Annotated in this window: 12 protein-coding genes; 11 read left to right on the plus strand and 1 reads right to left on the minus strand. The window is 72.3% G+C overall.

Going from position 1 to position 12,594, the window contains the following annotated elements; translation table 11 throughout:
* The first annotated feature begins 52 nt into the window (after positions 1–52).
* The 9 genes from AB0C38_RS05665 (at position 53) to folK (ending at position 8,600) form a co-directional block, all read left to right on the plus strand.
* Positions 53–418: a hypothetical protein gene (locus AB0C38_RS05665; protein ID WP_285477115.1), complete on the plus strand. Its 366-nt coding sequence runs from the start codon at positions 53–55 to the stop codon at positions 416–418.
* A 22-nt stretch (positions 419–440) separates the two neighbouring features.
* Complete coding sequence (locus AB0C38_RS05670) at positions 441–1,850, plus strand: hypothetical protein (protein WP_360666915.1); 1,410 nt, start codon at positions 441–443, stop codon at positions 1,848–1,850.
* A 58-nt stretch (positions 1,851–1,908) separates the two neighbouring features.
* On the plus strand, positions 1,909–2,694 hold the full coding sequence (locus AB0C38_RS05675) for an ESX secretion-associated protein EspG (RefSeq protein ID WP_360666918.1): 786 nt from the start codon (positions 1,909–1,911) through the stop codon (positions 2,692–2,694).
* 208 nt (positions 2,695–2,902) lie between these two features.
* A complete protein-coding gene (locus AB0C38_RS05680; protein ID WP_360666921.1) occupies positions 2,903–3,718 on the plus strand; it encodes an ESX secretion-associated protein EspG in 816 nt (271 codons plus the stop codon).
* Between the two features lie 202 nt (positions 3,719–3,920).
* Entirely contained in the window at positions 3,921–6,335 is a 2,415-nt protein-coding gene (gene ftsH, locus AB0C38_RS05685; protein ID WP_360666924.1) for an ATP-dependent zinc metalloprotease FtsH, read from the plus strand.
* Positions 6,313–6,918: a GTP cyclohydrolase I FolE gene (folE, locus tag AB0C38_RS05690; protein WP_360666927.1), complete on the plus strand. Its 606-nt coding sequence runs from the start codon at positions 6,313–6,315 to the stop codon at positions 6,916–6,918. Before ftsH ends, folE begins: the two co-directional genes overlap by 23 nt.
* Before the next feature lie 35 nt (positions 6,919–6,953).
* Positions 6,954–7,760 carry a dihydropteroate synthase gene (folP, locus tag AB0C38_RS05695; protein ID WP_360667534.1) on the plus strand — a complete coding sequence of 269 codons (807 nt, stop codon included), beginning with the start codon at positions 6,954–6,956 and terminating at the stop codon, positions 7,758–7,760.
* Positions 7,753–8,112 carry a dihydroneopterin aldolase gene (gene folB, locus AB0C38_RS05700; protein ID WP_360666930.1) on the plus strand — a complete coding sequence of 120 codons (360 nt, stop codon included), beginning with the start codon at positions 7,753–7,755 and terminating at the stop codon, positions 8,110–8,112. The genes folP and folB overlap by 8 nt, the downstream gene beginning before the upstream one ends.
* A complete protein-coding gene (folK, locus tag AB0C38_RS05705) occupies positions 8,109–8,600 on the plus strand; it encodes a 2-amino-4-hydroxy-6-hydroxymethyldihydropteridine diphosphokinase (protein ID WP_360666933.1) in 492 nt (163 codons plus the stop codon). Before folB ends, folK begins: the two co-directional genes overlap by 4 nt.
* A 132-nt stretch (positions 8,601–8,732) precedes the next feature.
* Here the strand turns inward: folK and AB0C38_RS05710 are convergent, their stop codons facing one another.
* The gene (locus tag AB0C38_RS05710) at positions 8,733–9,668 is read right to left on the minus strand and encodes a MerR family transcriptional regulator (protein ID WP_360666936.1); all 936 of its coding nucleotides are present in this window, start codon (positions 9,666–9,668) and stop codon (positions 8,733–8,735) included.
* A 119-nt stretch (positions 9,669–9,787) separates the two neighbouring features.
* Between AB0C38_RS05710 and AB0C38_RS05715 the strand changes: the two genes are divergently transcribed.
* Complete coding sequence (locus AB0C38_RS05715) at positions 9,788–10,249, plus strand: DUF3180 domain-containing protein (RefSeq protein ID WP_360666939.1); 462 nt, start codon at positions 9,788–9,790, stop codon at positions 10,247–10,249.
* A gap of 69 nt (positions 10,250–10,318) precedes the next feature.
* Positions 10,319–12,550: a DUF6779 domain-containing protein gene (locus AB0C38_RS05720; protein ID WP_360666942.1), complete on the plus strand. Its 2,232-nt coding sequence runs from the start codon at positions 10,319–10,321 to the stop codon at positions 12,548–12,550.
* Positions 12,551–12,594: the final 44 nt, after the last annotated feature.

A 12,594-nucleotide genomic window follows, 5' to 3' on the forward strand; every position in this document is an offset into this window, starting at 1 on the left:
AAGACCATTCGTGCCCGCGGTGACCGGGTCGGGGGAACGGGAGAGAGCTCAGATGGCGAACAGCAGCGCTGCCGACGCGAACGCCTTCAAGGCCGCGGCCGCGGCGGGTCAGGTCGGAATCGACCCCGACGCCGCGCAGACCGTGCTGAACAAGATCCGCACCGGCAAGGACGCGGTCGAGGCACTGCTCAGCGGAGCGGGCACCCTCGCCCAGCCGCCGAAGCTCGGGGACAACCCGGTCGGCAACGCCATGGCCGCGAAGTTCGTCCAGCGCGCCGACGGCGGGAACGACTCCTACGCCTCCGCGCTGCAGAACCTGCTCGACCAGTACACCGCCGCCGAAGAGGGCATCGTCACGGCGATGTCCCGGTACCACGAGATCGACCAGGCCGCGGCCGACCCGTTCCGCAACGCCTGAGCCCAGAGGGGGACTCGAAATCATGGCTCCGAACCACAGTGACCAGCCGTCGACCACTCCGGGCTCTGGTGACCCGGGCTCGCTCGTCCCGCTCGGGGACAACTCGGCGTCGCAGAACATCGTCGCGGACGCCCGCGGCCGTTCCGACGGCTTCGACATGGGCAGCGACCGCGCGATCGCGAACCCGCCGAACTGGAACGCGCAGGACAGCCAGCAGCTGTACGACGGCGCGGTCAACAACAACGACCCCGGCACGGCCAGCGCGACCGGGCAGGTCTGGTCGCACCACGGCACCGAGCTGAAGCAGGCGTCCGACCACCTGTACAACGCGATCTCCGAGCTGGGCAACGCGTGGGTCGGCCGGGGTGCCGCGGGCGCGCAGGGCGCGCTGGTGGCCATCGCCAACTCGGGCTCGCAGGCCTCCGAGGCCGCGCACACGATGTCCGACCGGCTCGCCCGGCAGGCCACGGCGGCCGAGCAGGTCAAGAAGATGCCGAAGCCCAAGGACTACGACCCCAAGCAGGCCATGGCGGCCGCGCTGGCCGGCGGCCCGGCGGCGCTGATCGCCGACCAGAAGGTGCAGGCGGACGCGGCCAACGACGTCAAGGCGCAGCAGGTCGCGTTCTTCAACACCTACACCCAGCAAATGAGCGAGGTCGACGGCTCGACCCCGAGCTTCGGCCCGGAGTCGCTCGGCATGAAGCCGACGGGCTCGCACAACTCGGTGTCGTTCAACGGGATCAACAGCGTCGGCAACATGGGCCCGGTGCAGGGCCTCTCCGGCGCGGGCGGCGCGGTGTTCGCCTCCGGCACCTCGGGCTTCGGCGGCCACGGCGGCGCGTTCGACGCGCAGCACGCGGGAGTCGGCCCGAACGGCGTCCACGGCGCCGGTGTCGGCGGCTTCGGCCAGGACGCGGCGACGCTGGGCAGCGACGGCGCCGGCGGCTCCGTCGCAGGCGCGGGCGCGGGTACGACCTCCGGCGCGGGCCAGGTCGCCCCGGGCGCCGGGCAGCCGGGTGGCAGCAACCCGCTGAGCAAGATCGGCATGGGCCTCGGCCTCGGCGGTGCCGCCGGCGGCCTCGGCGCGCTGGCCTCCCGCGCACTGGGCAAGGGCAACCGGTCCGGCGCGAAGAACCAGAACGAGACGTCGCTGGCCTCGGCCGACGGCCAGGGCCAGAGCGCCGCGTCGGCCCAGGCGCCGCAGCAGGGCCTCGTCTCGTCGGCGGGCACCATCGGCGGGCAGACCCCGCCGCCGATGAACCCGGGCGGCATGGGCGGCATGGCCCCGCAGGGCGCTCAGGGCCAGCAGGACGAGGAGCACACGCACGCGTCGTTCCTCATCGAGGCGGACCCGGACGCGGCCTTCGGTGCGAACCAGGCGACCCCGCCGCCGGTCATCGGCGCGTGGTCCGAGGACGACGAAGACCGCTGATTCCTTCGGGCCGGGCACGCTGCGGCGGGCCCGGCCCGTTTCTCTTGGGGGTGGCTCGATGCCGAACGCTGAGCTGCTCACCCCGGTCGAGGTGGACTTCCTGTGGGAGTCCGCCGGGCTGGGCGAGCTGCCGTACCCGCTGCGCATCCGCTCGCACGGCGCGACCGAGGACGAGCGGTCGCTGCTGCGTCAGCGCACGTTGGAAGGACTGGTCGCCCGCGGGCTGGCCGACGGCCGCGGCCGGCCGGAACCGCACGTCGAGGACTACTTCGGCGTGCTGGCGCAGTCCGAGCTGAGCCTGGACGCGGTCCAGCTGATCGCCCCGGACGCCGAGCCGCTGCTGGCGCTCGCCGGCGTGCTGGGCGGGCAGGGGCTGCTGGCCGTGCAGGACACGCGTGGCCTGCACCTGCAGCCGTGCCCGGTGGACGGGCTGGCGAGCGCGATCGTCTCGCTGCTCCCGGGCGCCCCGCGCGGCACCGAGAAGTCGGTCACGGTCCCGCTGGAGCAGCTGGTCGGGGCCCACGGCGTCGACTTCCTCTCGCGCCGCGGCAACGGCGACGAGCGCTCGTCGGCCGACGAGGACCGCAAGGCACTGGCGAAGCTGCACGCCCAGCCGCGGCTGCGCGGGGGCCAGATCGCCGCCAACGCGCGTTCGCGCATGGGCGGCCGCACACGGACGCCGGTGCTGAGCTGGTTCGACACGGAGACGGGCCGCTACTTCACCCAGGCGACCCGTGGCCGCGACGGCCGCGACTGGATCACGATCGCCCCGGCCGACGCGGCGACGCTGCGCCACCGGCTCGGCGAGATGCTCGCGGGAGCGTCGACGACCAGCACGGTCTGACTCCCGCGCGAGAGCCATGAGGGGCACCCTCATGGCAGCGCCGAGGCGACTGCGCCGGGATCCCGGCTCGTCCGCCCGGCCTCACCGTCCCGTGCCCGGACGGTCTCTGCCAAGATCGGGCTCCGGCTTCTCCGAGCGTGCTCGGCCGATGATCACTTTTTGTCGGTGGTGCGGGCTACGCTGAGCAAGAGTCGGATCCGGGAGAGTAGTGATGCAAGAGTTCTTCTCGCCGCCGGCGTTCGACTTCCTCTGGGAGTCGGCGCAGGTCGGGGAGCTGCCGTACCCGCTGCTGGTGCGGTCGCACGGCGCGACCGAAGACGAGCGCTTCTCGCTGCGCCACCGCGTCGACGCCGAGCTGAAGGCCCGCGGCATCCGCGAACCGCGCGGCAGGCTCGCGCCGCCGATCGAGGACGCGCTGCACCTGCTGGCCTTCGCCCCGCTGACCATCGACGCCCTGCACATCCCGCGGTTCGAGGCGCCCACCATCGGCGTCCTCGCGGCGGCCGATGACACCAAGGGCGTCCTCGCGGTCCAGGACGCCGACGGCATCTGGCTGCGGGACGTCCCCCCGGACGGCCTGGTCTCCGCCGTCGTCGGGGTGCTCCCGGCCGGCCCGCGCGGGAGCGAGGCGTCGGTCACACTTCCGCTGGACGACGCGCTGCGCACCGCGCCGATCCGGGTGCCCGTGTCCCTGCCTTCGAGCCCGGTCGAGGAGCGGGGGAAGGCGCGCCGGACACCGCTCAGCGAACGCGTCACGGCCGACCCGCGGGAGGCTTACGGCCGCATCTCCGGGCAGCCGCGGCAGTGCGGCGGTCAGCTGGCAGCGAACAGCCGTTCGCAGGTCGGGGCCAAGCAGCGGTCCCGGGTGCTGGCCTGGTTCGACACCGCGACCGGGCGCTACCTCAGCCTCTCCCGCGCAGGTACGGACGGTCGCGAGTGGGTCACCGTGGCCCCCGCCGACCCGGCCACCCTGCGGACCCGGCTGGGCGAGATGGTGAACAGTGTGTCCGACGGCACGCGATAGCGTGACGGGTGAGGACACCGGCCGGGAACCCGGGCGCGGTATCGCCCGTTGACCTGCGAGAGGCTCACAGGGGATGAACGCGGCAGCGGACGGTACCCTGATGGGACAGGTGTCCAGGCACCACGGGTTGTCAAGATCGTGATGGCGGGTATCACAGGAGCCGCCCAACCAGGGAGGGTCGAGGCCACCAGGGCCGAGTCGTATGAACCGGAAGAGCGTGCTCAGGAACCCACTGCTGTGGATCGTCGCGGGGTTGCTGGCGTTGTTCGCGTACAACACGATCTTCGACAGTGATCGTGGGTACACCCAGGCACCCATCTCGGTGGCGAACTCCCAGATCTCCTCGAACAACGTCAAGGAAGCCAGCCTCGAGGACAAGGAACAGCAGCTCAAACTGCTGCTGGCCAAGCCCATCGACGTCGACGGCCAGCAGGTCACCCAGATCATTTCGCAGTATCCGGCGGATGCCACCCGCCCGATCTACGACTCGCTGACCGCGGCCAAGACCGGCGGCCAGCCGATCAAGTTCACCACCAAGGTGACCCAGCAGGGCGTGCTGACGCAGATCCTCATCTTCGCCATCCCGCTCGCCCTCGTGCTGGGCCTGCTGATGTGGATGATGAACAACTCGCAGGGCGGCGGCAACCGCGTCCTCAACTTCGGCAAGTCCAAGGCCAAGCAGCTGAACAAGGACATGCCCAAGACGACCTTCGGGGACGTCGCGGGTGCCGACGAGGCCGTCGAAGAGCTGTACGAGATCAAGGACTTCCTGCAGAACCCGGCGCGATATCAGGCGCTCGGCGCGAAGATCCCGAAGGGCGTCCTGCTCTACGGGCCACCCGGTACCGGCAAGACGCTGCTCGCGCGGGCTGTCGCCGGCGAGGCCGGCGTGCCGTTCTACACGATCTCCGGCTCGGACTTCGTCGAGATGTTCGTCGGTGTCGGTGCGTCGCGTGTCCGCGACCTGTTCGAACAGGCCAAGCAGAACGCGCCGTGCATCATCTTCGTCGACGAGATCGACGCGGTCGGCCGCCAGCGCGGCGCCGGCCTCGGCGGTGGTCACGACGAGCGCGAGCAGACGCTGAACCAGCTGCTCGTCGAGATGGACGGCTTCGACGCCCGCGGCGGCATCATCCTGATCGCGGCGACCAACCGGCCCGACATCCTCGACCCCGCGCTGCTGCGTCCCGGCCGGTTCGACCGGCAGATCCCGGTGTCCGCGCCCGACATGCGTGGCCGTCGCGCGATCCTCGAGGTGCACTCCAAAGGCAAGCCGATCGCCCAGGGCACTGACATGGGCAGCCTGGCCAAGCGGACCGTCGGCATGTCCGGCGCCGACCTGGCCAACGTGCTGAACGAGGCCGCGCTGCTCACCGCCCGCAAGAACGGGCACGTGATCAGTGAGGTCGAGCTGGAGGAGTCCGTCGACCGCGTCGTCGGCGGCCCCGCCCGCAAAAGCCGGATCATCTCCGAGAAGGAGAAGAAGATCACGGCTTACCACGAGGGCGGGCACGCGCTCGCCGCGTGGGCGATGCCGGACATCGAACCGGTCTACAAGCTGACCATCCTGCCGCGCGGCCGCACGGGCGGGCACGCGCTGCTCGTCCCGGAGGACGACAAGGACCTGATGACCCGCTCCGAGATGATCGGGCGGCTGGTCTTCGCGATGGGTGGCCGCACGGCGGAGGAGCTCGTCTTCCACGAGCCCACCACCGGCGCGTCCTCGGACATCGAGCAGGCGACGAAGATCGCCCGCGCGATGGTCACCGAGTACGGCATGAGTGCCCGCCTGGGCGCGGTCAAGTACGGCCAGGAGCAGGGCGACCCGTTCCTGGGCCGCTCGGCCGGCCGTCAGGCGGACTACTCGCTCGAGGTGGCGCACGAGATCGACGAGGAGGTGCGCAAGCTCATCGAGACCGCGCACACCGAGGCGTGGCACGTGCTCAACACCTACCGCGACGTGCTCGACGAGCTGGTCATCGAACTCCTCGAGAAGGAGACGCTGACCCGCAAGGACCTGGAGCGGATCTTCGCGACGGTCGAGAAGCGCCCGCACATCACCGTGTTCAACGAGTTCGGTGAGCGGACGCCGTCGGACAAGCCGCCGATCAAGACCCCGGGCGAGCTGGCGATCGAGCGCGGCGAGCCGTGGCCCCCGCCGGAGAAGGAGAAGCCGGTCCTGAAGCCGGAGCCGACTCCGGTCGGCACCGCCCAGGGCGCGGGCGACCTGCCCGGTGGCCCGCCGTACCCGACGTCGGCACCGGACCCCAACGCCAACCCGTACGCTCCGCCGCCTCCGGGTGCCTACCCGAACGGCGGCCGTTCTTACGGCGGCCCGAACGGTGGGGGTCCCAACGGCACGGCGCACTGGCCGCAAAACCACGGCCAGCAGGTCGGCGGCTACCCAGGCGGTCCGGCGGGCCAGAGCGGCCCCCCGAACTACGGTGCCCCTCCGGGCTGGACGCCCGCGACCTCGCCGGGCGGTCAGCCGGGCCAGTCGTGGCGGCCCGGTGGTGACGAACGCGCTCGCGAGCACGGCTGGTTCGCCGACCAAGCCGGCAACCAGCAGAGCGAGGGGGAGCGTCGTGACGTGGATGGACCAGAGAAGCCCCAATGACGCCGACCGCCCGGTCTTCGACCACGACCGGGCGGAGAAGGCGATCCGCGAGCTCCTCTTGGCGTGCGGCGAAGACCCGGAGCGGGACGGTCTGAAGGAGACCCCCGCCCGGGTGGCCCGCGCGTACCAGGAGATGTTCGCCGGGCTGTACACCGAGCCGGACTCGGTGCTGGACCGCACGTTCGACGAGTCCCACGAGGAACTCGTGCTGGTCACGGACATCCCGATGTACAGCAGCTGTGAACACCACCTGGTGCCCTTCCACGGCGTCGCGCACGTCGGGTACATCCCGAACGCCGGCGGCAAGGTCACCGGGCTCTCCAAGCTCGCCCGGCTCGTCGACCTCTACGCGAAGCGCCCCCAAGTCCAGGAGCGCCTGACCTCCCAGGTCGCCGACGCCATCGTGCGGAAGCTCGAGCCGCGTGGCGTCATCGTCGTGATCGAGGCCGAGCACCTCTGCATGGCCATGCGCGGTATCCGGAAGCCCGGCGCCCGCACGACCACCTCCGCGGTGCGGGGGCAGCTGAAGAACTCCGCCTCTTCCCGGGCGGAGGCGCTCGACCTGATCAGGGCGCGCCGGTGAGCGTGGGGCTTCCCGCTCCCGGCCGGTGCGTCGTGATGGGCGTGCTGAACGTGACGCCCGATTCCTTTTCGGACGGTGGCCGGTACCTCGGGCTCGACCAGGCGCTGGAGCACGCCCGCGAGATGTGGGCGCGCGGGGCCGACCTGATCGACGTCGGTGGCGAGTCGACCCGGCCGGGTGCGGCCCGGGTGGACGCCGGCACCGAGCTGAAGCGCATCATCCCCGTGATCCGGACGCTCGCCGGTGAAGGCATCCAGCTGTCGGTCGACACGACACGTGCCGCCGTCGCCGCCGCGGCGCTCGACGCCGGCGCGAAGGTGATCAACGACGTCTCGGGTGGGCTGGCCGATCCGGACATGGCGCGCGTCGCCGCGGACTCCGGCGTGCCGTGGGTGCTGATGCACTGGCGTGGGCACAGCAGGGACATGCAGACCCTCGCCGAGTACGAAGACGTCGTCGCCGACGTCCGCGCCGAGCTGCTGTCCAGAGTGGACGAAGCGCTGGCGGCGGGCGTCGCCGAGAGCGCGATCGTGCTGGATCCCGGGCTGGGCTTCGCGAAGAACGCCGAGCACGACTGGGCGTTGCTGCGCGGGCTGGATTCGCTGCTTTCGCTGGGCTTCCCGGTGCTCGTCGGCGCTTCGCGAAAACGGTTTCTCGGCCGCCTGCTGTCCGAAAAGGACGGCACGCCGCGTCCGCCGGACGGCCGCGAGGACGCCACCGCCGCCATCTCCGCGCTGGCCGCGGCCGCGGGGGCGTGGGGCGTGCGGGTGCACGAGGTCGGGGCGTCGCTGGACGCGGTCGCCGTGGCCGCCGCTTGGTGGAAGGGTTCGCCGGATGTCTGACCGGATCACGCTGACCGGCCTGCGCGTGTTCGGCCGCCACGGCGTGTTCGAGCACGAGAAGCGGGACGGGCAGGAGTTCGTCGTCGACATCACGGTGTGGCTGGACCTCGGGCCGGCCGCCGCGTCGGACGACCTGGCCAAGACCCTGCACTACGGCGAGCTGGCCGAGCTGGCGGCGGGGATCGTCGCGGGCGAGCCGTACGACCTCATCGAGAGCGTCGCGGGCAAGATCGCCGACGAGGTGCTGCGCGACGAGCGGCTCGGCGCGGTCGAGGTGACGGTGCACAAGCCGTCGGCCCCGATCCCGCTGACGTTCGACGACGTGGCCGTCACGGTCCGGCGCGACCGATGAGCCGGGCGGTCCTCTCCCTCGGCGCCAACCTCGGCGACCGGCTCGGCTTCCTGGAGCTGGCCCTCGACGCGGTGCGGCCCGCGCTGGTCGCGGTGTCGAGCGTGTACGAGACCAAGGCGTGGGGCGTCGAGGACCAGCCGGACTTCCTGAACGCGGTCTGCGTCGTCGACGACCCGGCGCGCGACCACTGGGCGTGGCTGCGCACGGGCCAGGCGGCCGAGCGGGCGGCGGGCCGGGTGCGCGAGCTGCGCTGGGGCCCGCGGACGCTGGACGTCGACGTGGTCACGGTCGACGGCGTGACGTCCGATGACCCGGAGCTGCTGCTGCCGCACCCCGGGACGCCGGACCGCGCGAGCGTGCTGGTGCCGTGGGCGGAGATCGAGCCGGCCGCGGTGCTGCCGGGGCACGGCCCGATCGCCGCGCTGCTGGCCGCCCGCCCGGCGGACGAGGTCGCTACGGTCCGTCGTACCGACCTCGCCCTGCGCTGAGCAAGCCCTGAGCAAGTCAAGCCCCCGGCGCCCGCCGATCGCCGAGCTGCCGTCTTGGTTCGGCGAATGCGGTGAACGACCCTTTCAAGCCGTCCGGTGGCATGAAAGGGTCGTTCATGACGTTCGGGCCGGTCAGCCGCGCAGGGCCGCGATCATGAACCCGACCGCCGGCTGGGCCGTCGGGACCGGGGGCCAGCCGTTGATGATCGCCAGCAGCTGCCAGTAGCGCTCGGCCCGCGGGTCGCCGCTCGTCGCGAACCGGTCCGCCATCTCCGTGCGGAACTCCGCCGACGACGGGTCCTGGTCGGGGCGGGCCGTCGCCGCCGCGACTTCCGCCGCAAGCGTTTGCCCCACCTCCGACGTGGGCGAATCGCCGGCCGCCACGGCCGCTTCCGCGCGGGAGACCCAGCCCGGCCAGTTCTGCTGCCAGGCGTCGGCCGGCTGCTGGAACTCGCCGTCGCGGATCTGCTGGGACTGGGTTTCGCTCATGCCGCGGATCAGCGCCCGGAAGTCCGGGTCCTGCACGAGCTCGGCGAACTCGATCCAGGCCTCGAGCTGCTCGGGCGACGGGTCGTCGGGCAGCTCCGGCTTGCCCGCGCGCATGCGCCGGTAGAACTCTTCGTCGATCTCCAGCCCCGAAACCATCTCGTCCCAGAACTCGTCGACCAGCCGTTTGCGCTCTTCGTCGGACATCGACGCGAGACGGTTCATCAGTTTCACTTCCTCCAGCTCGGAATCACGCTTGGCCACCGCGCGCAGCACCGCCCGGCGCAGCCGCAGCCGCCGGATCTGCTCGTCCAGCGCTTCGACGTGCCGGGTCGCCAGCTCGCCGACCGTCGCCGACTGCGTCAAGGCCGCGGAGACGTCGGCGAGGCCCAGGCCCAGCTCCCGCAGCGTGCGGACCAGCTCGAGCCGGGCCATCGCCGCCGCGTCGTAGAGCCGGTACCCGGCGTCCGTCCGCTCGGTCGGGGGCAGCAGGCCCTCGTCCGAATAGAAGCGGATGGTCTTGACCGGCAGGCCGGTCCGCTTGGCCAGCTCGCCGATGGTGAAGGTCGCGGTGGTGCCCACAAGACGCATGATGAACTCTCCAGTAGGGGGAGAGTCAACTTTATGCTTTCGGGGGTCCGGGTAGCGGAGGCCCCGGCCGGCGCGGAGCGCCGCATGTCACAGCTCGGTAAGGTTGGGCCATGCACTTCACCCGGCCCCGTGACCTGGTGGCGGCCGGGCTGCTCGGCCTGGTCCTCGGCTACCTGCTCTTCATGGTGGCGTACGGCTCGCTCCCGCAGCTGCCGACGTTCGCCGGCGTCACCTTCGCCGTGCTGGCCGCGGTCGAAGCCGGGATCGCGTTCTCCATCCGCTCCCGGATCAAGAACGGCCGCGTAGTTGCCGCTATCGGGATCGCCCGATCGGTGGCCCTCGCCAAGGCTTCGTCACTCGCCGGAGCGTTCATGGGCGGCGCCTGGCTGGCCGCGCTCGGCTATGTCCTCCCGCGACGTGACGAATTCGTCGCGGCGGTGCTCGACACCCGCGCCGGCGTGGTCGGCGTGGCGTCCTCGTCAGCCCTGGTAGCAGCGGGTTTGTGGCTCGAGCACTGCTGCCGGACCCCCCGGGACCAAGAGCGGGAGCGCACTCGCGGGACGACCGGTTAGCGCTCGATTCCCACCGCTCGCGGGACCGAGTAGGTCTCGTTCGGATTACGAGCAGGTACGGTGTCAGTCATGACCGGCGTGGGTGACGACTCGCGCGGCCGCCTACTGGGCAGGCCGTGGCTAGTCGTCGGATTCGTCCTCGCCATCGGAGCCACCCTCGCACTGGTGCTCAGCGACGATCTCCGCTATCTCCGGCTGGGGATCGTCGCCGCCCTCTGGGCTGCCCTGATCGGCGCTTTCCTCGCCGTGAAGTACCGCAAGCACGCGGCACAGAGCGAGGATGCAGTTTCCGAGGCGCAGGCTGTGTACGAGCTGGAGCTGGAACGCGAGATCGCGGCCCGGCGCGAATTCGAGCTGGAGGTGGAGGCGGAGAACCGCAGCGAGTCCGACTCCCGCGGCCGCGAGGAGCTGGAGGCGCTGCGCGTCGAGGTGTCCGCGCTGCGCGACAGCCTCCAGTCGCTGTTCGGTGGCGAGGTGCTGCTCGAACGCGTCGCGCTGACCGCGCAGGCGACCCGGATGCGCAAGCTGTCCGACGACAACCGGATGATCCCCGACGCCGCGCCGAAGAAGAAGCCGGCTCAGCTGATGGCCGGGAAGAAGCCCGCCGAGTCGGGTGAGCGGCCGACCGAGCTGATCGACCGGGTGCTCGACGAGCGCCGGCGCAAGGCGTCGAACGGCAAGCCCGCGAACGGCAAGGGCCTCGGCAAGGGAAAGGGCTTCGGCGGCAAGCCGGCCCCGAAGGCCCCGGCGAACGTCAACGCGCAGAGCACCCAGCAGATCGCCCGGCCGGCGCCGCTGAGCGACCGCCGTCCGCCGGTGCCGGCCGTCGACCCGGCCCTGAACGCCGCGCAGCGCGAGCTGAAGGCCGCCGAGCTGCGGGCCGAGGCGGCCCGCCGCCAGGCCGAGTCGCAGCCGATGCGGCTGCCGAATGCGGAAGAGGTCGCGCAGCAGCAGCCCGAGCGCCGTCCCGAGGCCGCCGCCGAGCCGACGCGCCAGGTGCCGCGGCCCGACCCCAAGACCGAGATCCGCCGCGCCCCGGAGCCGAAGACGGAGATCCGCCGTCCCGAGCCGCCGCCCGCCCGCCGGGCGGAGATGTCGCGGCCGGCGATGCGACCCGCCGAGATGTCACGGCCGGACCTGCCGCGGGTCGAGATGTCGCGCCCGGCCATGCGCCCGGCCGAGGTCTCGCGCTCGGACATCCCTCGCGTGGAGATGTCGCGCCCGGACATCCCGCGCGTCGAGCGCTCGATGCCGGACATCCCGCGGGTCGAGCGGTCGATGCCCGCCATTCCCCGGGTGGAGATGTCGCGTCCCGACCTCCCGCGCGTCGAACGATCCCGGACGGACCTGCCTCGCGTCGAACGGTCCCGGACGGACCTGCCTCGCGTCGGCGGCCAGCCGAACGGCGCGCGTCCCGAGCAGCGCAAGGCGCCCGAGCCGCCGCGGCCGGCGCCGCCTCGCCCGGCCCCGCCGGTGAAGCCGTCGGAGATGTCCCGGTCGGATCTCCGGCCGGTGACCGACCTGAGCGCGGCTTTCCAGAACCGCGACGACTTCGCCGAGCGGCAGCGGCCGAACCGGCCGAAGCCGCCCGAGCCGAAGGCCCCGCCGATGCCGAGGGACGCCACGGCATCACGGCGTGACCTTCCTCCGGTCCCCCCGCCGACGACACCGGTGCCGAACAACAGCCCGGCCGCGCGGCAGCAGCCGTCGCGCACGAACCTGCCGCCGGTGGTGCCGCCGACCACGCCGGTCCCGGCCGCCGACGGCCGCCGTCCGTCGCGGCTGGAGCAGTTCTCGCGGGCGGACATGTCGCCGATCCTCGACGAGCCGGCCTCCCGGCACGGCGGCTCGCACCGTGCGCCCGCCGAGGCCGCACAGGCCGCCGCGCCGATGGCGAACCCGACGCTCCCGGATTCGGTCCGCGACTACCAGGGCCGCTCGGGTGGCCGTCGCCGCAAGCCGGACGAGTCGCAGCAGATGCCGGCGGTCCCGGCCCCGGAGCCCACGGGCGGCGGCCGTCGCCGTCGTCCGGACGGCGAGCCCCCGGCGTGGGAAGGCATGGTCGCCGAGCGGGCGTCGATGTCGCGCCGCAACATGGCCCCGGTCGACCCGGCGGACGTGCCGCAGAACGGCAACGGCCACAACGGCGCGAGCAACGGCCACGCCCGCAACGGCCACCGCTCGCCCGAGGCCCCACCGGGCAGCGGTTCGCACACGGCGGGCCGCTCGGTGAGCGAGCTCCTGGCGGCCAACGGCGGCACGGGCTCGACGCCCCGCCGCCGCCGTCGCGCGGAGGACTGAGACCCAGGGACCCCAGCGCCCCAATGTGGCCTTCGGTGCGTTCA

Origin of the sequence: Amycolatopsis sp. NPDC048633, assembly GCF_040650695.1 — a bacterium.
Classification (GTDB): Bacteria; Actinomycetota; Actinomycetes; order Mycobacteriales; family Pseudonocardiaceae; genus Amycolatopsis.

Bases quoted from the DNA above. Each gene is read 5' to 3' on its own strand.
- AB0C38_RS05665 (WP_285477115.1), top strand. From the start codon at position 53: ATGGCGAACAGCAGCGCTGCCGACGCGAACGCCTTCAAGGCCGCGGCC.
- AB0C38_RS05670 (WP_360666915.1), top strand. From the start codon at position 441: ATGGCTCCGAACCACAGTGACCAGCCGTCGACCACTCCGGGCTCTGGT.
- AB0C38_RS05675 (WP_360666918.1), top strand. From the start codon at position 1,909: ATGCCGAACGCTGAGCTGCTCACCCCGGTCGAGGTGGACTTCCTGTGG.
- ftsH (WP_360666924.1), top strand. From the start codon at position 3,921: ATGAACCGGAAGAGCGTGCTCAGGAACCCACTGCTGTGGATCGTCGCG.
- folE (WP_360666927.1), top strand. From the start codon at position 6,313: ATGGACCAGAGAAGCCCCAATGACGCCGACCGCCCGGTCTTCGACCAC.
- folP (WP_360667534.1), top strand. From the start codon at position 6,954: ATGGGCGTGCTGAACGTGACGCCCGATTCCTTTTCGGACGGTGGCCGG.
- folB (WP_360666930.1), top strand. From the start codon at position 7,753: ATGTCTGACCGGATCACGCTGACCGGCCTGCGCGTGTTCGGCCGCCAC.
- folK (WP_360666933.1), top strand. From the start codon at position 8,109: ATGAGCCGGGCGGTCCTCTCCCTCGGCGCCAACCTCGGCGACCGGCTC.
- AB0C38_RS05715 (WP_360666939.1), top strand. From the start codon at position 9,788: ATGCACTTCACCCGGCCCCGTGACCTGGTGGCGGCCGGGCTGCTCGGC.
- AB0C38_RS05720 (WP_360666942.1), top strand. From the start codon at position 10,319: ATGACCGGCGTGGGTGACGACTCGCGCGGCCGCCTACTGGGCAGGCCG.